Annotated in this window: 18 protein-coding genes and 1 pseudogene; 14 read left to right on the forward strand and 5 right to left on the reverse strand. The window is 71.4% G+C overall.

The features are described 5' to 3' along the window. The first annotated feature begins 199 nt into the window (after positions 1-199). The 3 genes from LUZ64_RS32640 to LUZ64_RS32650 all read left to right on the forward strand — a co-directional run bounded on the left by LUZ64_RS32640 (position 200) and on the right by LUZ64_RS32650 (position 4,436). Positions 200-388 carry a hypothetical protein gene (locus LUZ64_RS32640; RefSeq protein WP_095584342.1) on the forward strand — a complete coding sequence of 63 codons (189 nt, stop codon included), beginning with the start codon at positions 200-202 and terminating at the stop codon, positions 386-388. 246 nt (positions 389-634) lie between these two features. Further along, complete coding sequence (locus tag LUZ64_RS32645; protein ID WP_095584231.1) at positions 635-3,865, forward strand: ATP-binding protein; 3,231 nt, start codon at positions 635-637, stop codon at positions 3,863-3,865. Positions 3,866-4,025: 160 nt separating this feature from the next. Then, a complete protein-coding gene (locus LUZ64_RS32650; protein WP_095584232.1) occupies positions 4,026-4,436 on the forward strand; it encodes a hypothetical protein in 411 nt (136 codons plus the stop codon). Positions 4,437-4,661: 225 nt separating this feature from the next. On the opposite strand, the gene LUZ64_RS32655 is transcribed toward LUZ64_RS32650, so the two are convergent. Beyond that, on the reverse strand, positions 4,662-4,994 hold the full coding sequence (locus LUZ64_RS32655; RefSeq protein WP_095584233.1) for a hypothetical protein: 333 nt from the start codon (positions 4,992-4,994) through the stop codon (positions 4,662-4,664). A 297-nt stretch (positions 4,995-5,291) separates the two neighbouring features. Between LUZ64_RS32655 and LUZ64_RS32660 the strand changes: the two genes are divergently transcribed. The 5 genes from LUZ64_RS32660 (at position 5,292) to LUZ64_RS32680 (ending at position 10,136) form a co-directional block, all read left to right on the forward strand. After that, positions 5,292-5,579, forward strand: a complete 288-nt coding sequence (locus tag LUZ64_RS32660; RefSeq protein ID WP_095584234.1) for a helix-turn-helix domain-containing protein — start codon at positions 5,292-5,294, stop codon at positions 5,577-5,579. Continuing rightward, positions 5,572-7,173, forward strand: coding sequence for a helix-turn-helix domain-containing protein (locus LUZ64_RS32665; protein WP_232390510.1), 1,602 nt, complete (start codon positions 5,572-5,574; stop codon positions 7,171-7,173). The genes LUZ64_RS32660 and LUZ64_RS32665 overlap by 8 nt, the downstream gene beginning before the upstream one ends. Continuing rightward, positions 7,173-7,748 (forward strand): transcriptional regulator, encoded by a 576-nt coding sequence (locus LUZ64_RS32670; protein ID WP_095584235.1) that lies wholly within the window; start codon positions 7,173-7,175, stop codon positions 7,746-7,748. The genes LUZ64_RS32665 and LUZ64_RS32670 overlap by 1 nt, the downstream gene beginning before the upstream one ends. A 322-nt stretch (positions 7,749-8,070) precedes the next feature. Then, positions 8,071-8,832 (forward strand): MerR family transcriptional regulator, encoded by a 762-nt coding sequence (locus tag LUZ64_RS32675; RefSeq protein WP_095584265.1) that lies wholly within the window; start codon positions 8,071-8,073, stop codon positions 8,830-8,832. Between the two features lie 272 nt (positions 8,833-9,104). Then, entirely contained in the window at positions 9,105-10,136 is a 1,032-nt protein-coding gene (locus tag LUZ64_RS32680; protein ID WP_095584236.1) for a DUF7638 domain-containing protein, read from the forward strand. Between the two features lie 180 nt (positions 10,137-10,316). On the opposite strand, the gene LUZ64_RS32685 is transcribed toward LUZ64_RS32680, so the two are convergent. Then, positions 10,317-10,520 carry an Lrp/AsnC ligand binding domain-containing protein gene (locus LUZ64_RS32685; RefSeq protein WP_095584237.1) on the reverse strand — a complete coding sequence of 68 codons (204 nt, stop codon included), beginning with the start codon at positions 10,518-10,520 and terminating at the stop codon, positions 10,317-10,319. Between the two features lie 112 nt (positions 10,521-10,632). Next, a pseudogene (locus tag LUZ64_RS37895) lies at positions 10,633-10,998 on the reverse strand (winged helix-turn-helix transcriptional regulator); the annotation flags it as partial. Here LUZ64_RS37895 and LUZ64_RS32690 point away from each other — a divergent pair. Then, positions 10,904-11,218: a multidrug efflux MFS transporter gene (locus LUZ64_RS32690; RefSeq protein WP_143593421.1), complete on the forward strand. Its 315-nt coding sequence runs from the start codon at positions 10,904-10,906 to the stop codon at positions 11,216-11,218. The pseudogene LUZ64_RS37895 and the gene LUZ64_RS32690 overlap by 95 nt on opposite strands. A 271-nt stretch (positions 11,219-11,489) precedes the next feature. Here LUZ64_RS32690 and LUZ64_RS32695 read toward each other — a convergent pair whose 3' ends face one another. Beyond that, positions 11,490-11,681, reverse strand: coding sequence for a hypothetical protein (locus LUZ64_RS32695; protein ID WP_095584238.1), 192 nt, complete (start codon positions 11,679-11,681; stop codon positions 11,490-11,492). Positions 11,682-12,352: 671 nt separating this feature from the next. Between LUZ64_RS32695 and LUZ64_RS32700 the strand changes: the two genes are divergently transcribed. Beyond that, positions 12,353-13,099 (forward strand): hypothetical protein, encoded by a 747-nt coding sequence (locus LUZ64_RS32700; RefSeq protein ID WP_143593422.1) that lies wholly within the window; start codon positions 12,353-12,355, stop codon positions 13,097-13,099. A gap of 1,098 nt (positions 13,100-14,197) precedes the next feature. Here LUZ64_RS32700 and LUZ64_RS32705 read toward each other — a convergent pair. Continuing rightward, on the reverse strand, positions 14,198-15,112 hold the full coding sequence (locus tag LUZ64_RS32705) for a LysR family transcriptional regulator (RefSeq protein WP_095584240.1): 915 nt from the start codon (positions 15,110-15,112) through the stop codon (positions 14,198-14,200). Between the two features lie 221 nt (positions 15,113-15,333). On the opposite strand from LUZ64_RS32705, the gene LUZ64_RS32710 reads away from it, so the two are divergent. The 4 genes from LUZ64_RS32710 (at position 15,334) to LUZ64_RS32725 (ending at position 19,781) form a co-directional block, all read left to right on the forward strand. After that, positions 15,334-16,071 carry an acetoacetate decarboxylase gene (locus LUZ64_RS32710; protein WP_095584241.1) on the forward strand — a complete coding sequence of 246 codons (738 nt, stop codon included), beginning with the start codon at positions 15,334-15,336 and terminating at the stop codon, positions 16,069-16,071. A gap of 138 nt (positions 16,072-16,209) precedes the next feature. Continuing rightward, positions 16,210-17,226, forward strand: coding sequence for a 3-hydroxyacyl-CoA dehydrogenase NAD-binding domain-containing protein (locus LUZ64_RS32715; RefSeq protein WP_095584242.1), 1,017 nt, complete (start codon positions 16,210-16,212; stop codon positions 17,224-17,226). Between the two features lie 74 nt (positions 17,227-17,300). Next, positions 17,301-18,788, forward strand: a complete 1,488-nt coding sequence (locus LUZ64_RS32720) for a CoA transferase (protein WP_095584243.1) — start codon at positions 17,301-17,303, stop codon at positions 18,786-18,788. Between the two features lie 327 nt (positions 18,789-19,115). Continuing rightward, a complete protein-coding gene (locus LUZ64_RS32725; RefSeq protein ID WP_232390509.1) occupies positions 19,116-19,781 on the forward strand; it encodes a hypothetical protein in 666 nt (221 codons plus the stop codon). Positions 19,782-20,194 lie beyond the last annotated feature (413 nt).

The following is a 20,194-nucleotide window of genomic DNA, read 5'->3' on the forward strand; positions in this document are numbered from 1 at the left end:
TGCCGTGCGTACCGTGCACGCCACAGGATGCTGGACCGGCCGGGGGAGGGACAGGACGAGTCCGGCCGATCGCCGCAGACGCCCTCCCGCCCCCGGCGCGCCGACAACATCGACGCACGAACGGGTGACACCCGGCATGCCGCAGGGGGTCCGGGGGAAGCCGTGCGACGACATGCACCGCACTTCAAGGGGGGTATTCATGCGCCGAATCGCCGCGGCGGCTCTCGTGGGTCTCGGGTTCCTCGGCTTCCTTGCCACACCGGCCGTCGCCGTGCCGGACCCGGTGGCGACCGTCGACTGCGCCGTTCAAGAAGTCACAAGCCTCGTGGACCCGGCCAGCCCCGGGGTACCTGCCGAGATCCCGGTCGTCGGCTGCCTGGCGCCCTGAGCCGTCCGAACGGGGCGGGGCGGGTTGGTGGTGATGCCCGGGCGGGTGCTTCCGGCACCCGCCCGGGCCGTGCCACCCCGCCCCCGCCACCCACCGCGGGCACCGCGCCGCGTAGCTGCGCCTCATCGCGTGCGGGAAGCCGGTTTGCCCGGATGATCCGGGCCATCAGACCGGACCACAAGGCCTCGGCAGGCCGTGTCCGCCATGTCGGCCACACCGACCGCAGGCCATTGCTTAACTGACCTGATGGCTATCGAACTGACGCTGCTGTGCCGGGTCTCCTACCGTGACCAGGAGGTCACCGCACCCAGGCTGCGCGGCCTGCTCGCCCTCCTCGCGGGCGAACTGCGCACAGGGTGCAGCACGGCGTGCCTGGTGGACGGCCTCTGGACGGACAACGAGCCGCTGAACCCCGTGAAGGCACTGCAGACCCTCGTCGCGCGCGCCCGAAGCCTCCTCGGCGCCGGCGTGATCACCGCCACCGCGACCGGATACCGCCTCACCCTGAGCGAGGAGCAGGTCGACAGCTCCGCCGTCCTGCTCCACGCCGCGGCCGCGGCGGAGCGGCTGCGCAACGAGGACCCGGCGACGGCGCTCAGCGAAGCCGGGAAGGGCCTGGCGCTGTGGGACGCCGACGGCGCGCGGTGCGACAAGGACGCCCCCGGCGACCCGCTCTCCGCGTTGCGCGCGGAGCGGGCCCCCGCGTACCGGTCGCTGCTGCGAACCCGCGCCCTGGCCCTCGCGCGGCTCGCCCGCCGGGCCGAGGCCCTCGAACCGCTCGCGCACCTGGCCCGGGAGCTGCCGCAGGACGAGGAGGTGCTGCTCGCCCTCGTGCGCTGCCAGGCGGCCACCCTCGGGCCCGCCACCGCTCTGGCCACATACGACGCCTACCGCCGCGGACTGCGCGAGGAACTCGGAGCCGACCCGGGACCCGCCCTGCAAGGCGTCCACCAGGAACTGCTGCGGGGGACGGCGCCCGCGGTACGCCGCGGGGTGTCGCACGACCCCAACCCCCTGCTCGGCCGCGACGCCGACACCCTCGCGGTGGCGGAGCTGATACGGACCTCCCGGGTCACCTCGATCGTCGGACCGGGCGGCCTGGGCAAGACCCGGCTCGCCCACGCGGTGAGCCGCGAGGCGGAGCAACGCGTGGTGCACCTGGTCGGACTCGCCGGTATCACCAGCGACGCGGACGTGGCCGGCGAGGTCGCCTCGGCTCTCGGCGTCGGCGAGTCACTGCGCCTGCACACCCTCCCCTCCGCCGTCCCCGCCGAGGTGCTCACCGGCATCGCGGCCGCACTCGGCCCCGGCCCCGCGCTGCTGGTCCTGGACAACTGCGAGCACGTGATCCGCGGCGCCGCACAACTGGTGCGGGCCCTGGTGTCGGTCGTCCGCGACCTGCGCGTCCTGACCACCAGCCGGGCTCCCCTCGGCATTTCCGCCGAATCGGTGTACCCGCTGCCGGAGTTGGACCTGCCGACCACCGTCGAACTCTTCCGGCAACGGGCGCGGGCCGCCCGCCCCGGCGCCGAGCTGCCCACCGGGACGGTGACCGGACTGTGCCGCCGCCTGGACGGACTGCCCCTCGCCGTAGAGCTGGCGGCGGCGCGGGTGCGCGTCATGACGGTCGGTGAGATCAGCCACCGGCTGGCGGACCGGTTCGCCCTGCTGCGGGGCGGGGCACGGGACGCCCCGCCACGCCACCGCACCCTCCACGCCGTCGTCGACTGGAGCTGGAACCTCCTGGACCCCGCGGGGCAGGCGGCACTGCGCGCGCTGTCGGTCTTCCCCGACGGCTTCACCGCGGACGCCGCCCAGCATCTCCTCGATGACGGCGAGCTCTTCGGCGGCCTGTTCCGCGACGGCCGAGCACTGGAGACACTCACGGATCTGGTCGACCAGTCGCTGGTCAAAGTGACGGACACCGCCGCCGGCGCGCGCTTCGCGATGCTGGAGACGATACGGGAGTTCTGCACGGCCCAGCGGGCGCGCTCAGGCGAGGACGACCGCGTGACCCGCCGGTACCTGGCATGGGCGTGCGACTTCGGGACGCGGCATCACGACGCGCTCTTCACGCCCGCCCCCTTCGGCGCCTGGGAGCGGATCAGAGCCGAGCAGGACAACCTCATCCAGGCGCTGCGACTCGGCCTCGCCCGGCAGGACGGCGCCACGGTCGCGGCCACCACCGCGGTGCTGGCGACCCTGTGGACCACCGAGGCCAATTACGCCCGCCTCCTCCCGCTCGCCCAGGACGCCGGACCACTGCTCTCCCACTTCCGGCCCCGGCCCGGCCTCGTCGAGGTCACCCGGACCGCCGCGGCCCTGTGCGCCACGAACCTGTTCCTCGGATTCGGCCCCGGCGCGGCGCGCACCCTCGTCGCCCTGCGCCGGCTCCCGCCGGCCTCGCCCCACACCCTGGTCGGAGCCCTCTCGACCGTCCTGTGCGCCCTGCCCGGACTCCTGGACCCCGATCACTCGGTGCTCGACGCCCTGTGCGACCGGGACGAGCCGCTGCTCGCCGGCGCGGCCAACTGCGCGGCCAGCCTCGTATGGGAGAACACCCACGACCCCGACCGCGCGCTGTCGGCGGCCCGGCGGATGCTCGACGCCTTCAAGGGGCTGCGGATCCCCTCGGTCCAGGTCCTGGCTCCCGCCCGGATGGCCAGGCTGTGCCTGAGGGCCGAGCAGGGGCACGAAGCACTGCACCATCTGCGCTCGGCACTCCAGGCCCTGGAGGAGCTCGCCGTCCACGGCGCTGACCCGGTCGGCATCCGCTGGGGCATGGCACTCGCCCACCTGCAGACCGGTGAACTCGAAGAAGCCGAGCACTGGGCGGCACAGGCGATGCTGACCCAGCCGCAGGAGACACCGGACACCCGCTCACCCGGCCTCGGCGTACGCGCCGAGATCGCACTCGCGCGCGGCGACACCGAAACGGGGCTCCACCTGTGGCGCCAGGCCGCCGAAGGAGCGAGAAGCGGCGCCGCCGAACCGGTCCCCGACCTCGAAGTGGACCTGGAACCCTGGGCCCTGGAGGTCCAGGCCGCCGCCGTGACCGCCCACGCGCGCCACGGCCGCCCCGACCTCGTCGAGGACCTCACCGCCTCCCTCCAGGACCGGCTTCCGGCACTCCTGGCACCCCGTACCACCGAGCCGTCCCGGCCGGACAGGGACCCGGTGAACCTTCCGCTGTGCGGGGCGCTGCTGCTCGCGCTCGGCATGGCCGACCTCCACCACGGCCCGCGCACCGGCGACGCCCGCCGCACCGGATCGGGAACCCGGCTGGTAGCCCTGGCCGAACGCTTCCGCCACCTGCGCGTCTTCCAGCCGACCATGTCCTCCGCGCTGTCCCGGCAGGCGGCCGAACAAGCCGGCAGGGCCGCGTACGACGAGGCGGTATCGGCCTACGCGGCCCTGGACCGGGACGCACTGCCGGCCGCCGCGCTGACGGCGCTGCGAGAGCGGAACCGGCTCTGAAGCCGCGCTGAAGCCGCTCTGAATCCCAGTGACGACACGCTCTGCGCAGACGTCACGAGACGTCTCGATCCCACGTGGACAGGTCCCACGAACATCAGGGGAACGGAGGCGCGCCACATGCCACCCGCCCCTCGAACAACGTCACAGGAGGACGAATCAGATGAACGCCAGGAAATGGGCCTTAGCGATTTCCGCGCTCACCGCCGCCGTCGCGGTCGGTGTCCCCCCGGCCATGGCGCAGGCCGAAAGCCGGCACATAGGCGACCTGTGCACCAGCAACGACTACACCACATGTGCCGGGTCGGCGTCCTTCATCAAGGCGGGGGACCACATGCTGATCTGGGACAACAAAGCTGATCACCACTCGGTCGTCGTCACCGGACAGCGGTCCGACGGGCGGCCGCTGGAGCTGTGGAACCACTCCGGCTCCGACGGCGACGGGAAGGTCGACCACAACCTCAACCTTCCCGAGAACGGCTGGATCCGCTACAAGGTCTGCCTGGGGGAGTACGGCACCAAGGACGTCCTCGAGAACACCTGCTCCGTGAGCAAGCTGGAGAACGCCACCTGACGAGGTGAGCGCGGCCCGTAGGGAGAAGTGAACCGGCTGGTGGCGCTCTCGGCCGCTACCAGCCGGCACGGGGGACAGGCATGGCACGGGCGGGGGAGAAGGCCGTGCGCCGGCGGCTGGCCGCGGCCGCGGACCGTGAGACGGTCCGTGGCCGCACCAGGGGTGGTCAGCCGCCGATGCCGGGAGGTCGCGAGGCCGCGGTGAGAGACGTGGCTTGTGCTGCCGCTATCCGAACTTCACGTAGGTCGGGTACGGCATGCTGTACTCGCCCGACTGCTGCCGGGAGCCGAGGAACCTGCTGGTCGAGGTGCAGCTGCTGTTGGTGTACAGCCGGGCGTCGGTGTCGGTGTCATTGTGCGCGTTGCGTGCGCCGCCGGGGATACTCAGGCATTGGCCGTCGGGCGTGGGGCCGAGGACCCTCTCGGCTCCGGTGTCGCCGCGGGTGTAGAAGAAGGTGCCTTCGGCGGCCTGTGACGGGGTGGCCATGCCGCCCACCAGCATCAGCACGGCTGCTCCGGCGGTCGCCACGATCCTGCTCACGTGCCTCGGTGCGTGCATAACGAGGTCTCCTTCCCTCTGGAGGGGAGTCAGGGGCCTGCACATCCAGGACAGCAGGGACAACAGCCCCCTAGGGGAGCTTTTCGCATAATTCACCCGCGAGAGGGTGCCGACGAGACCGCCCGGGGCGGTGCGCCCCGGACCGGACCGGGTGGTGGAGGAAGCGCGCCTCACGGTGCGCGGACCCTGCCGGACCCCTGGGCTCCCTACGCCGAAGAGTGGGGGTGACACGCATTCATGATGCCCTGAAGGCCGAATTCGATGCAGATACTGCATCGCTTTGGGTAAGATGAGGCTATGGGTTTGGGTTTGGAGGAGTCGCTGCGGCTCACCGTGGCCGCGCTGATGCAGGCGACGGGGGAGTCCCAGCGGGCGATCGCCACGGCACTCGGGCTGACGCAGACACAGGTCTCGCGCCGCCAGTCCGGGACCACCGCGTGGAGCCTGCGCGACGCCGACGTCCTGGCCGAGTACTACGGCATCGGCCCCCTGGACCTGCTGGCGGGCCCGACCCGGGCCTGCGAGGCCCTGCCCGCCGCCCGGCGCCGCACCGCCCACACCGAGAAGGAGCGGTCCGGTGAGTGACTTCGACGCGATCGACTCGCTGCTCGCCGCGGTCGGCCCGGAAGCCGAACTCCCCTCACCGCAGCGGCGGCGGGAACTGCGAGAGCAGGCCCGCCTGCCGAAGGCACAGGTGGCCCGGGCGCTGGGGGTGAGCCCCTCCACGGTCACAGGATGGGAGAGCGGCGGCAGGGCCCCATCCGGCGAGCTCCGCGCCCAGTACGCCTACCTGCTCGACGGCCTGGCCGCCAAGCTCACCGCCGAGACCGAACCCGAGACCACTCCCGCCCCCGCCCCTGCCGCTCCGTCAGCCGGCACCCCGAAGGCCGGCGGCCCGCACCCGGAGCCCGCCGAGTCCCCTGCAGGGCCTGCTGGGCCCGCAGGGGGTAGCGAGGGCGATGAGGTGGAGGTCCTCACTGTGCCGGAGCCGTGTGTGCTCTGCGGTCAGCCGGCCAGGCACCGGGTGGAGGGGTTCGCTCAGCACCTGGACCCGGCCGACTGCCAGGCCACCCCTGCCGCGCCGCCCGCCCATCCCGCCATGACGCCCGCCCCGCCCGAGGCCGCCCCGCATGGGGCCGCTCTGGCCGGGAAGTCGGCGGCGCGCCCTTCGCGTACGCCGTTTCCCGCCGGGCGTGCCAAGGGCCCGGCGCGTCGTGCGTTCCAGGAGCCGTCCGGCCCGGCGGATCTGATCGGCCAGGCGGTCCAGGCCGCCCTCGCCGAGCACCACGGCGATGTCGACGCGGCCACAGCCGCGTTGCTGAAGCGGGCGATCCCGGACGCGATGCGCCTGCTGGACGAGACCCGTAAGGGCGCCCGCTACGACATCGTCGCCCACCCCTGGATCCCCGACATCCTCCGCAAGCAGACCTCCCGCGGCCCGGACCAGGTCTGGGAGGCCCGCCCGAAGTGGACCCGCGCGGACCTGCCGCCCGGCCGGCACGAGGTGACCGCCCTCGATATCAACGGCGCCTACCTCTCCGCCCTCAAAACCCACCTCCCCCTCGGCCAGCTCGAACACTCCGCCGGCCTCCCGCACGACCGCCGCCGCGCCGGCATCCACCTCATCACCCCACCCCCGTGGGAGCACGAGACGTTCCTGCCCAACCCCATCGGCCAACGCGACGAACCAGGACCCCTCTGGGTCACCGAACCGACCCTGCGCCTGTTGCTGCGCCTGTCGGGCCCGAAGTACGGGTTGTGCGAGCCTCCGGAGATCCACGAGTCGTACACCTCCGGCGCCACGGAGAACCTGCTGGAGAAGTTCCGCATCGCTCTCAAGGACGCCCGCGACGAGGCCATCGAGCAGGGCGACGAGGTGACGCTGGAATACGTGAAGGCGATGTACTCGAAGTTCGTCTCGACGATGGGGGAGTCGAATTACAACCGGGAGCTGTACCGTCCGGACTGGATGCACATCATCCGCTCCCAGGCGTTCTCCAACCTGTGGCTGAAGACACTCAAGGCCCATGACGAGGGCCTTACGGTCGTCCGCGCGATGGGCACTGATGAGCTTCACGTGATCGGTGAATGGCGCCGTGTCTTCCCCGAGGGCCGGGGCGTTACCGAGGTCAAGGTGAAGGACACCTACACCGCCGGAACCGGGGAGGGGGAGGAGTAGTGCCGGAGAAGAACCTCGACTTCGGGAAGTTCGGCGCCCGGGGGATCAGGGGCAGCGAGGCCGTGGCCCGCAAGCTCGACGAACTCGCGGGCGGTATCACCACCCCCGTCACCGCCAGGCGCGGTCTGATGGCGCGCCTGCACTACCTGACCAGGTCCGGCAAGAGCCGTCAGGCCGCCAGGGGCGCCGGGCTGACGGTCACCGAGCGGACGCTCAAAGCCTGGCTGGAGGGCAAACGCCGCCCGGCGAGGGCCAATCTGGAGCGCATCGACGCCGCGTACCGGGCGGTGCGCCGCCAGAACGTCGCCCGCCACCTCCTGGCCCGCCTCAACCGCGACGGGCGTGGGACCCGGGTGGAGATCCACCCTCTCAACCAGTCCCAGGTGCCCCGCCCGTTGCAGCGGGTGGTGGAGTACCGGTCGATGAACGTGCGCCGCTGGGACAAGATCGTCAGTGCGTGGGCGGCCGGTGACCACCAGGGTCTCGATGCCGCATGGACCGCCGACGTGCTCCCGGACCTGGGCAGCCAGTGGGGCCAGTACGAATACGTCACCAACGTCGGTTTCGCCGCGTAGAAGAAGCCCGCAGTGGCTGATGACTGGAGTACCGGAGCAGCCGAATGTTCCGTCCGGCGAGGGGATTGCTGGACGGAACCTCAACCTTCCGTTCGTTCCGATCCGGCGCTCTCCGCAGACGAATCCGGGATCAGTCGGCGGATCGCTTAGACGGCCCGCCACCGCTCCGCGTGCGCGGGCGCCCGCCGCATCCGGCCGACGGGAGAGAAACTGCGGGGAAGGCCCCGGGAGCCGGGCTTGAAGCTGCCGCAGCGGAAGCCTCTACCGTCGTGAGCAGGGCCGGAGACTCCGGCCCGGTGAAGCAACCCGTGTGGGGGCGGCGATGGCCTGGCCGATCGCGGAGGTCGCCCGGATGTCGGGCGTGACGGCGCGGACACTGCGGCATTACGACGAGATCGGTCTGCTGCCGCCGGCCTGGATCGGTACCAACGGCCACCGCTACTACGAGGAGCGCCAGCTGCTGCGGCTGCAGCAGGTCCTCGTGCTGCGGGCGCTGGGCCTGGGGCTGCCGGAGATCGGCAGGGTCCTGGCCGCGCAGGTCGACGAGGTGGAGGCCCTGCGGGACCACCACGGCCGGCTGCTCGCCGAGCGCGACCGGCTGGATGTCCTGGCCGGCACCGTCGCCCGCACGATCACCGAACTGGAACAGTCCAGGAAGGACGGCACAGACATGATCAGCATCAGCCGACCGGAAAACCTGTTCGAGGGCATCGGGCCCGCCCGGTGCATGAAGGTCCTGCACGGCTTCCCGGAGCTGGTCGGGGCCGCCGAACGGCACACCTCGGCGTGGAGCGAGGCCGAGATCGCAGCCGACGAGCGCGAGCGCACCGCGCAGATGATCCGGCTGGCCGAACTGCTGGCCGCCGGCCTGCCCGCCGACGCCGACGAGGTACAGGCCGAGATCGACACCCAGTACCGGACGCTGGCCCGCATCCGGGCAGCCACCGCCGAGGAGTACCGGGCGATCGGGCGCACCTGCGTGGAGAACGAGCACTGGTACGCGGCGTACGAGTCGATCGCGCCGGGCCTGGCCGCGTACCAGCGGGCCGCCATCGAGGCGTACGCCGCGGCCCGGCTGCGCTGAGCCAGGGCGGGGCCGCCGCCACCGGGGGAGCGGCGGCCCCTGCCCCCGGCATGGGGCCCGCAGCTGACCAGCAGGTGTCCTCGCACGGTCTCGCCCGCGTCCGGGCCGGGCAGCGCAGTGACCGGGACGACGACCCGTTCGGCGACGTCGACGAGCAGCGCGGGCAACCACACCTGGCCCGCCTGCCGATCCCAAGGACAGGCCCGGTGGAGCGGGCCCCGGACCGCACACGCGCCCCCGGGGCTTCCCCTCGCCCGGCTTAGACTCCCCGCGTGAGCAAGCAGCCGACCTTCCGAACCGTCGACGGCGAGCGGATACCGGGGCTCTCCCGCCCGGTGTTCGTGCGCAACGGCGACCACCACTACCTCGTACAGCTCGGGATCTACGCCGACGGCCTGATCGACTGTTGGGGGCTGCTCACACTCGAGGAGTTCGCCGCCGACCTGCGCCGGGGCAGGATCGTGACCACGTTCGAGGAGGGGGCACGGGCGGCGGTCCACGAGACGGTTGAGTGGGAGTTCAGCAAGGTCAACGGCCATCTCACGCCGGAGTCGCTGTACGCCGAGATCCGCGACGACATCGACGACCTGAACGGCCGGCCCGACTCCACCTCCCGGGCCCGGCGCGCCCTGCACGAGTTCCGCGCGGACCCCACCGAGGAGCGGCGGGCCGTCCTGCGCGCCGCGTACGAGGAGATCCCCGAGCACGAGCGGCACGCGGCGCTCGCGGACCACTCCGTGGGCGACGGCCCGCTGTACGACCTGGCCGTGGGACCGGGCGGGGGCGTGACGGAGGAGGAGTACCAGCAGTCGCTGGACTACTTCGACGAGGAGTGGGGCGATCCGCTGAGGTGGCTCGCCCGGCAGGACCAGGAGCCGCAGCCGGGGCCGGGGCGGGGGCCGGCGGATGGAACCGTCCTGCTCCACGAGTGGCACGGGCCGGAGGAGTGGCCCGAGGACGCGAGTCCGTCGGCGGCGCTCCGCAACGAATACCCGGCCCCGGTCCGCATCGGCGACGTCACCTACCGGAACGTTCACGAGGCGTGGCTGGCCCTCGATCCGCCCACGGAGGCCCGGACCGCGGTGATGGCCGCGCTCCTGCGCGCCAAGTACGACCGGCACCCCGCACTCGCCGGCATCCTGACCGCCACGGGATCGGCCCGCATCCTCTACCGGGCGAACTCCTTCACCCTCTCCGAGACCGCCTTCTGGGGCCACGAAGGCGCGGGCCGCAACTGGATGGGCCGCCTCCTGGAAACCACCCGAGCCGAACTCCACGCCCGCCGCCTGGGCCTGCCGCACTGACCACTGCCCGGGGCGGCCTGAGGCTCACCGCGCGCACCGTCTGCCGTCGCGCGTACCGGATGCACACGCCACGGCACCGGCCTGCGCATCCGGTACGGACCACCGGTGGGGGAGGGCGGCGCGTCATGGACCGCACCTCGCGTCGGCCCGATGCCGGGAATGCCTTGTCCGCCGCGCGGCTCAGGGCGTTCCGACGCCGTACACCAGGCGCTTGACCTCGCGGGGGACGGGCGCGGTCTCCATGGACCGGACGTCCGGCAGGGCGCCCACACGGTGGTCGAGGTAGTGGTAGAGGTCCCGCAGGCCGTGGAAGACGCCGCTGGCGACGAGGTTGGACGGGCCGGTGGTCGCGGCCACGAAGGAGATCTCGGGGTGGCCCGCCATGGTCGCGGCCGACGGTGCCCAGTTTTCCCGGCCGTACGCTCAGCCACAGCCGCACCACCATCCGGTAGCCGAAGTGCTGCGGGGCGAGGTCGACGGTGAACTCCAGGGCCCCTTCGGAGACGAGCCGTTCCAGGTGCCGTTTGACGCTGGAGGCCGACAGGCCGGTGGCCTCGGCCAGCCGGGGCAGGGCGGCGCGCCCGTCCTGGGCCAGTTCCCTCAGCAGGGTTTCGTCGGCGGTGGTCAGCCGGACGAGCCCGGCCGCGTCGCCGTCGGCACGCGGTGCGGCGGGCCTGGGCAGGACGGGGCACCAGCGGGTGGGTGGCGGGGGTGCCGGTGAAGGTGTGCAGCAGGCAGTGGGCCTGGACCGAGACCACGCTCGGGGTGTGCGGGAGTTTACGCAGCAGCAGTGCGTCGCGCTCGTCGGCGGTGCGGGCGGTGACCGCGCAGTAGAGCTCGGCACCGCCCTTCTCAGCACCATCGCCGCCTCCGCGATCACCGGCTACCTGACAACCCACCTGGCCAGGACGGCGCCCGGCGCCGGAAAACTGGTCCAGGCCCAGGGCGCGGTCCACGGCTATGCCGTCGCCTTCCTGTGGAGCGCGGTCATCCTGCTGGCCGCGGCGCTCGCCACGGTCTTCCTCGTCACCGCGTCGCCCGACGAACTGGATGCCGGGGAAAGGGTGGTGGCGCTGCACTGACGCGACGGTCCCTGCGGTTCTGAGCGGTCAGGAATCCCGCAGAGACGGCAGTGAAGCACTGGCCTTCGCGGGCGTGGAACTGGCGGGTGGGCCTCGGTGACGTGCCCGGTGCGCTGGCCACCGAGCGGTCATGGACACCGTCACGGCCCCTTACCGGATTACCTGCCGCGATGGGATGTGCCGGGGCCGCCCGGCCGGTCCGTGACGGCCGGCGCGCTGCGGAACGCCAGGGGCGGCTAGTTCAGGTGCGACCAGCGCCTCTTGCCTTTCGCTAGGAACAGCCGCCTCCGCCGGAGTCACCTCCGCCGCCCGTGTGGCCCCCGCAGCCGGAGCCGCCGCCCCCGTCGGAGCCGCCCCCGTCATGACCGAAGAGAGCATCGAAGCCCCCCTTACCCTTCTTGGCCTTCTTGCCCTTCTTCGGGTCTTTCCCGGTGTCCTTGGCCTTCTTCTTCCACAGTCCCATCTCTGCCTCCCCTGCCAGGGTCGCCCCGGGTCCCGGCGCACTCGTCCGTCCGGGCAGGGAGTACGGAAGCGCACCAAGGACGCCTGCGAGGGCACACCGCAAGCCCTCGTTCCTTTCCGTACTGCCGGCCGCCGCGCAGGCGGCGCTGCGAGAGCGGAACCGGCTCTGAAGCCGCGCTGAAGCCGCTCTGAATCCCCCTGACGGCACGCTCTGCGCAGACGTCGCAAGATGTCTCCATCCCGCGGCTCGCCACGGAAGACAGCAACACTCGTGGTGAGTGCGGGCTGCATTCCGGTTCGCCACTGTGCAACTTCACGGAAACGAAAGGAGGTTGAATCGCATATCGACGCCCTCGTTGCCGAGCTCGGGGAGCTGGGCTGGAGTCCGACACCCGCGAGGCGAGCTCGCCGCCACGCATGTGAGCGTGTGGGGTCACGACGGTGAAGAAGAGCGCACCGCGGAAGCCGCGCAGGAGCGCGTGACCGAGTAGGCCAGGGCCTGTTGGCGGTATTTCATTTCCAGACCTGCAGCCTTAAACGAATCAAGAAACCGTCGTTTTCGTTGCAGATGAACACGGTGCGTGCGAGGTTGTGTCCCGCCGCGCGGCTGGGGATTGCAGAAAACGCGCGCCGCAGGCCAAATGTGCAACAGAATTAAAGTGGGGGAACGAGATGTCTATTCACCGACGAAGAATAGCCGGGCTGCTGGCGGCGGCTGTTGGTGCCACTGTGCTGGCGGGACTTCCGAGTGCCGCAACGGCAGACAGCAGTCCAAATGCCGCTGGCGTCCGTCCGGCCGCCACTGCTTCGCCGAATGCCTATGTCGACTGGCTCAAGGCCAAGGCGGACGCCGGGGACGGTGATGCTGTTGAATACTCTAAGCAATACCAGGCTCTCCCCGCGGAGAAGCAGAAAAAGTATCTTGAGTACATCAACGACCGCAGCTACTTCGACGTGTTCGCCAACGCGGTCGAGGGGAAGGGCGCGGCCCGTACCGTGATGGCAGGCGGCGATGTCGTCGTCAGCAGAGGCGGCGACTCCGGTCCCGAGGCCGCACAGCAGGGCGGTGGTGAGTCCGGTCCCGAGGCCGCCGGGTCCAGGGATATGTGGGCTTCGCACTGGGTGAAAGTCAAGTATTTCGGCCTTGAGGCCACCAGGGTCACGGTCAAGACTTCATACCGGGTCAAAGGGAAGAACACAACTAAGGTCCATCCCGGCACAGCGTGGCACAAAAACTACATTGCGGGCACCGAGCTGACTCGCACTCCGGTCGATGAGTGGATCTCGGCTGAACCCGCAGACAACGCGCACTCCGAGACGGTATGGACATTTGAGTGGTGGACGGGCATCGAAGACACGGGACGTCACCGCGTCTGGGCCGACTACAGCGGCTTCAAGGGCGGATATCTGAAGACGTGACGCCAATTCAGGTAGCCGTGACCCAAGACGTACCGCAGCTCTCCGCCAAGGCGGGCTGAGTCTTGCGGAAAGGGGTGGTTGAGGGAGATTAATTCCCCCGCAGCCACCCCTGCTCGACTCAGGTGGACTGATTCCGTCCGGGAATATTGCCGATCAGCCGTGTCAGGGCCGGCGGTTGCCCTACCATTCCGGCTCGTCCTGGCGTGTTCCGGCGCCGAATCCGGCAAGAGCGAGTACATGGTGTACGACGCGCCGTAGCGATGGCACCTCGTACGCACACCTTGGCCTGCCGGCGGCACAGGAGGCGGCCGAGGAGGTCTTGCCGGTCGTGGAGCCGGATCCAGAACTGCGGTGCCGGCGTTCCGCTCCAGCACCTCGCCCTTCGGTTCGGGAGGCCTAGGCAGGAGGCGATCTCCCAGCCCCAGTCCACCTTCGGCTCCGGGTCCACCCGTGCTCCTCAGCCCTGGTGCCGGCCCCTTATGACGGTGTTCCCTTTGATGTGAAGGCGGTGCTGCGGCCTGGCGTCTTCGAATCGAAGAGAGAAGCGGTTTCCGGCACGTAAATGATCAATGCCTTGCTGTCCGCGGCGGCTCTCTCCGGCGTCGCGGGTTCGCTGCCCGGAAGGAGAGTCCTTGCTGCGCCTGTGCGGCGCCACCGCGGACGGAGAACCTGGCACGGGAAGGACATGCGCTGGGAGGTAGAGGGCTGCTGGGTATGGGGGAGCGTGGGTTCCGCCGGTTCGCAGGCTTTGTCTGCCCCAGGGCTGGGATCTTCAGCCGTTCACAGGTGGTGACGGTGGGGTGAGTCCGGGCGGAGGTGATGCCGACGGCCCGTCATGGGGCACCGTATCCACCCCCGGCTCACGACCCGCTCCGTGCGGATCGACCACGAAAGGCGAACTCCCTCCCCTCGAAGGCGCACTGGCCCGTCTCCAGGCCGATCGCCTGCCCCGGAGGCCAGGACCGCTGTCTCTGGGGCTGTGGCCCTCGGCGTAGCGGGCATTTGATGTCCGGTCTGCCGCTGCCCCTCACGCGGTGACGGGGAGCCGGTAGGGGCCGCCGGGGACTCCACGCCGGCCGCCGGGCCGACAGGCACCTCTCACGCACCCCGCGGCACCCCGGCGCGCGTATGACGCAGACACAGATCCAGAAGGCGGCGCACCGCGGCGTCCGCCCCGGGCCGGTGAACGGCGGCGACGGTCGTCTCCAGGTAGGGCGAAGCCCCCCGGAGCGGGACGAAAGCGATACCCGGGATGGGGAACTCGCGCAGATCCTGCGGAAGGAGGCTGACACACAGCCCGGCGGAGACATAGCTGAGCAGCCCCGTGAGATCGTCGGCCTCGGCGCGCCCCCGGGGCGTGAAGCCCGACGCCCGGCAGGCGAGCTGTGCCTGCTGGGCGAGCGCCGGCAGGGCCGTCGCACCGGGGAGCACGAAGTCGTCGTCGCGGAGGTCCGCCAGGTCGATCGAGCCGGCCCCGGCCAGCCGGTGCTCGTGCGGCAGCGCCGCGACGATACGTTCGACGACGAAGTCATGGACGGCCAGTTCCTCCGAGACCGGTGAGGGATCCCGGATGAACGCCAGGTCGAGGGTGCCGGAGCGGATCATCTCGGCGAGCGTGACGCTCGATTCCTGGTGCAGCCGGATGCGCAGGCCGGGGAGCTCCCGGGCGGCCGCTCGCAGTAGCCCGGGCAGGTGCCGGTAGCTGAGGATGCTCACGTACCCGACCCGCACATCGCCCTCCAGGCCGTGCGCGACGCGCTGGACCCGTTCGATCGCGGCGGAGCGGACGTCGAGCATCCGCTGAGCCTCCGCGGCGAACGCCGCGCCCGCGGGGGTCAGGCGCACGCCGCCCGGCCCGCGCTCCAGGAGGGTCACCCCCAGCCCGCCTTCCAGCCGCTTGATCGTCTGGCTCAGCGGCGGCTGACTCATCGAGAGGCGTTCCGCCGCACGGCCGAAGTGCTGCTCCTCGGCCAGGACCAGGAACTGCTGGAGCAGGCGTTTCGTAAAGTCCATACGATCAACCATATCGAAATAACGTGATCCATATATTGGACAGACATGCGTCGGGTGGCGTCCCATAGTGCACGGGTGCTCCGCCGAAAGCTCAGCCCCTCATCTCCCCCGTGAAACCCGATCCGGGAGACCTCGCGTGCCCCCACACGGCAGGCAGGGCCCACAAAACCCTGCCCCGTGCCGTGCCGGTACGGGCAACCGGGGTCTCCGAGGAGGCCAAGATGCACACCCAAGACGTCGCGCGGCTGTTCACCACCCCGCTGGACTCGCCCGCCTTCGCCCCGGCCCGGTACCGCTTCACCGACCGCGAATACCTGAACATCACCTACCGCACCGACCCCGAAGCGCTGCGCCGGATCGTTCCCGAGCCGCTGTCGGTCCCCGAGCCGCTCGTGCGCTTCGAGGTCATGCGCATGCCCGATGTGACGGGGCTGGGCGACTACACGGAGGCGGGCCAGGTCATCACCGTCGAGCACGAGGGCGAGCGCGGGGAGTTCAACCTGGCGATGTACGTCGACAGCGTGCCGGCGATCTCCAGCGGACGAGAACTCGGCGCCTACCCGAAGAAGTCCGGCGCGCCCAGGCTCTACGTCGACTCCGACACCCTGGTCGGCACCCTCGACTACGGCTCCCTGCGGGTCGCCACCGCCACCATGGGCTACAAGCACCACCCGATGGACCTGGAATCCGCCCGCGCCGAGATCTGTGTGCCCACCTTCATGGTCAAGGCGGTGCCCGGCTACGACGGACGCCCGCGCATCTGCGAACTGGTCCGCACGCGGATCACCGACATCACGGTCAAGAGCGCCTTCCGCGGCCCGGCCCGCCTGGAACTGTCCGCCCACGCCCTGGCACCGCTCGCGGACCTCCCGGTCCTCGAGGTCGTCTCCGCCAGCCACATCCTCACCGACCTCACCCTGAGCCCGGCCGAGGTCGTCCACGACTACCTCGCCCACTGAGACCGCGCCCGACTCCCGGCCGGGGGAGCCGCAGGACCACGGAAGCGACGCCGAAGGTCACCGGCGCGCGCGGACAGCGACGACGACAACGCCGCGCACGTACAGCACACCCGCGACATCCGAGAAAGCTCGAGAACCATGGACAGCAGCACCGGATCAACACCCGCACCCGCACCCGCACCCGCACCAACAACACCGTCACCGGCGGACACCCTGGACGGCTACCGGCGGGCAGCGGTCATCGGCGGCGGAGTAATCGGCATCTCCTGGGCCGCCCTGTTCCTCGCCCACGGCCTGGACGTCGTCATCAGCGACCCGCGCCCTGACACGGAGGCCCAGGTCCTGGCCGGCCTGGAGGAGATCACCCCGGCCCTGGCGGAACTCGGCCTGCCCACCGGCGACCTCACGAGCCGCCTGCGCTTCGAGGCGGACCTGACCGCCGCGGTCGCCGCCGCCGACATCGTGCAGGAGAACGGACCCGAGCGCCTGGCCGTCAAGCAGGAGATCTGGAAGACGGTCGAGCGAGCCGCCCCCGCCCACGCGCTGCTGGCCACCTCGACCTCCGGGATCCCCGCCAGCGCGATCGCCGAGGCGATGCGGCAGCCGGAACGACTGGTCGTCGGCCACCCCTTCAACCCGCCGCACCTCGTACCGCTGGTGGAGATCGTGCCCGGCGAGAAGACCTCCGCGCAGACCCTCCACCGCGCCCGGGACTTCTACGCGGCGCTGGGGAAGAAGCCGCAGGTCCTGCGCAAGGAGATCCCCGGGTTCGTCGCCAACCGCCTCCAGTCCGCGCTCTTCCGCGAGTGCGTGCACCTGGTCGCGGAAGGCGTGGTGACCGAGGCCGAGCTGGACGACATCGTCACCGCCTCCATCGGCCTGCGCTGGGCGGTCGCGGGACCGTTCCGCACCTTCCACCTCGGCGGCGGGCCCGGCGGCCTGCCGCACTTCCTCCAGCACCTCGGCCGCGCCATGGAAGGCACCTGGCCCGGCCTCGGCAACCCCACCTTCGACGCGCCCACGGTCGCCCGGCTGACCACGCAGGCCCGGGAGGCGTTCGGGGACCTGCCGGTCGGTGAACTCGCCGCCCGGCGCGACCGCGCGCAGATCGCCCTGATGCGCGCCCTCGAAGCCGACCGCGCCGACCGCGCCTGACGACCGCGCTCGGCGGCCGCCTCTGAACAGCCGCCGCCTCACCGACTTCCCCCCTTTTCCGGAAGGACAGCACGATGCTCACCGACAAGATCAAGGCCGCGCTCGACAGGCCGGTCACCGGCGAGGCCGGGGACGACTTCGACATCCACACCGCGCTGGACGACGTCCTCGGCGGCGTCGGGATGAACGAACAGGACGCCGGCGGCACGGTCTCCTTCACCGGAGCCGACCCCGTCGTCCCTTCCGCCCTGCGGCTGGCCGCCGCCCCCGCCCTAGGCCTGACCGCCAAATCCGTCGCCCTGGCCAAGCTGTGGCAGTTCCGCGGCGGCCCCGGCCAGGACATCACCATGGACCTGCGCAAGGCCCCGCACCGGCTGTGCCCCTTCTACGACGCCAAGTGGGAAAAGCTCAACGGCTACCCCGTCCTCGCCCCGAACGACCCCTTCGCACTGTCCTTCTACCGGGCCGGCGACGGCCGCTGGGTGATGCCCCTGAACGTCTACCCGGCGCTGAAGACCCGCACCCTGAAGCTGCTGGGAGTCCCCGACGACGCCACCGCCATAGCCAACGCCATCGCCCGCTGGGACGGCGCCGAACTGGAGCGGGCCGGCGCGGACGCCGGCGTCGTCATGCCGATGCTGCGCGGCACCCGGGAATTCCTCGACACCCGCCAGTACCGCGACGTCCTGGCGGACCTGCCCCTCATCGAGATCGAGAAGATCGGCGACAGTGACCCCGAACCACTGCCGCCGGGCGCCACCCAGCCCCTGGACGGCGTACGTGCCCTGGGCCTCGGCCACGTCATCGCCGGCGCCGCCATCGGCCGCACCATGGCCCAGCACGGCGCCGACGCCCTCAACATCTGGCGGCCCGACCAGTTCGAGAACGACATCCTCTACCACACCGCCCAGGTCGGCTTGCGCTCCGCCACACTCGCCTACTCCCGAGACCCGCAGGCCGCGGTCAAACTCGACGAACTGCTGCGCGGCGCCGACGTCTTCTACGCCAACCACCGCGCCGGCTACCTGGAACGCATGGGCCTGACCCCGCAGGAAGCCGCCCGGAAACGGCCCGGCATCATCCACACCACCGTCAGCCTCCACGGACAGCACGGCCCGTGGGCGGGCCGCGTCGGCTTCGACCAGACCGCCGGCTGCGTGGCGGGCATGATGAACCTCGAAGGCACCGACGACAACCCGGCACTGCCCCCGATCAAGGTCGTCAACGACTACCTGGTGCCCTGGCTGGCCACCACCGGCGTCATCGCCGCCCTGATACGGCGCGCCACCGAGGGCGGCAGCTACCGCGTACACGTCTCGCTCACCCGGGTCGCCCTGTGGATCCTCAGCCTCGGCATCCTCGACAAGGACTACGCCCACGCCACCGCCGGCACCGGCGAGCGGCACGCCTACCTCGACCCCGACACCTTCACCGCGGACACCCCGTGCGGCCGCTACCAGGGGGTCACCGACCAGGTCGTCATGTCCCAAACGCCCGGCGCGTTCCGCACCGTCCTGGTCCCGCGCGGCTCAAGCCGCCCTGAGTGGCTCACCCTCGCCTGACCACCCGACCACCCGACCACCCACAGGGGCCCGCCCCGCCCCGCCGTCCGGAGAGCCGAGCCGCCGCCGTCCCTGCCGCTGCTTCTGCTCGGGGTGTTCCGGCCGGGGGCTCGGGCCGAGGCTGTCCCGGCGCGCTCCCGTGCCCGGCGCCTTGACGACCACGTCCTGGACGAATCCTGGCCCCCGCTGCCCTGGCCCCCGCTGCCCCGGACCCGGCTGCCCCGGACCCGGCTGCGCCGTGTGCGGGTGGGCCGCCCCCGGGGTGACGGGAACCGCTGCGGCTGGTGTGTCCCAGGCGAAAAAAGCGGCTGGCGGTACTCTGCCCGCGTGGACGGTACGGATGAGGTGAGGGGTCTTCCCGACTGGCGGGTGCTCGTCGTCGGGGGCGCGTCGGGGATGGGGAAGACCGGTGTCGGGCGGGCCTTGGCGCGCCGGTACGGCGTCCCTGTCGTGGAGGTCGACGACATCGTGGAGGCCCTCCTCGCGGTGACACTGCCCGAGCACCTGCCGGAGGTCCACTTCTGGCGCACTCACCCGGAGGCCGCCCGCCGGACGCCCGAGTCGGTGGTCGAGCGGCAGATCGCGATCGCCGAGGCGCTGGCGCCGGCGATCGAGGCGGTGGTGGCCAACCATGTGGGCACCGACACCCCGGTGATCCTGGAAGGGGACTACGTCCTGCCCGGACCGGCGACGCCCAGAGGCCCGGTCCGTGCCGTCTTCCTTCACGAGGACGACGAGGCGCAGGTGGCGGCCAACTACCTGCGCCGGGAGCCGGAGGCCGGACCACAGCGCCATCGCGCACGCGTCAGCGTGCTGTACGGCCGGTGGCTCGCCGCACAGGCGCGGGCGGCCGGCGTGCCGGTCGTCGCTCCACGTCCGTGGAAGGACCTGGCCGGCCGTGTCGCCGAGACGGTGGAGGACACCTCTGCCGAAACCGTGGCGCCGCCCCGAAGCACCGCTGCCGAGAGCCTCCCGAGGAGCCCGGCGGCTTGATCGGTCTGAAGGTGACGGACAGCACCTTCACCCTTGGCCCACCTGCTGCCAGGCATTCCCGGCTGAACCGGCTCGCCCGGCCTGTGGACCGACGCGGGCGCGCGCCCTAGCGGCGGGGCGCTACCGGCGTGCGGTGCGATTCAGGCCGAGTACGGGCCGGCAGGCGCGGCAGATCTCCCCGGCGCCCTGGCCAGAGCCCGGAACACGTCCCGCACCCGGTCCGGCCGGTCGCGAGGCGGCCCGACCCCCAGCCGGCCGAGAACGCAGACGACAAGAAGTGTGATCGCGGGCTCGCCCCACCAGATGCCGCGCCTCGCACAAGGCTGCTACGAGCGTCGTGGGTTCTTCGACGTCGTGCCCGGGCGTCCATCGCACGTGCACGCTCTCGAGCGCGCCATCGGCTCGATGCGGCA

This window comes from Streptomyces albireticuli (assembly GCF_021228125.1).
GTDB lineage: Bacteria > Actinomycetota > Actinomycetes > Streptomycetales > Streptomycetaceae > Streptomyces > Streptomyces albireticuli.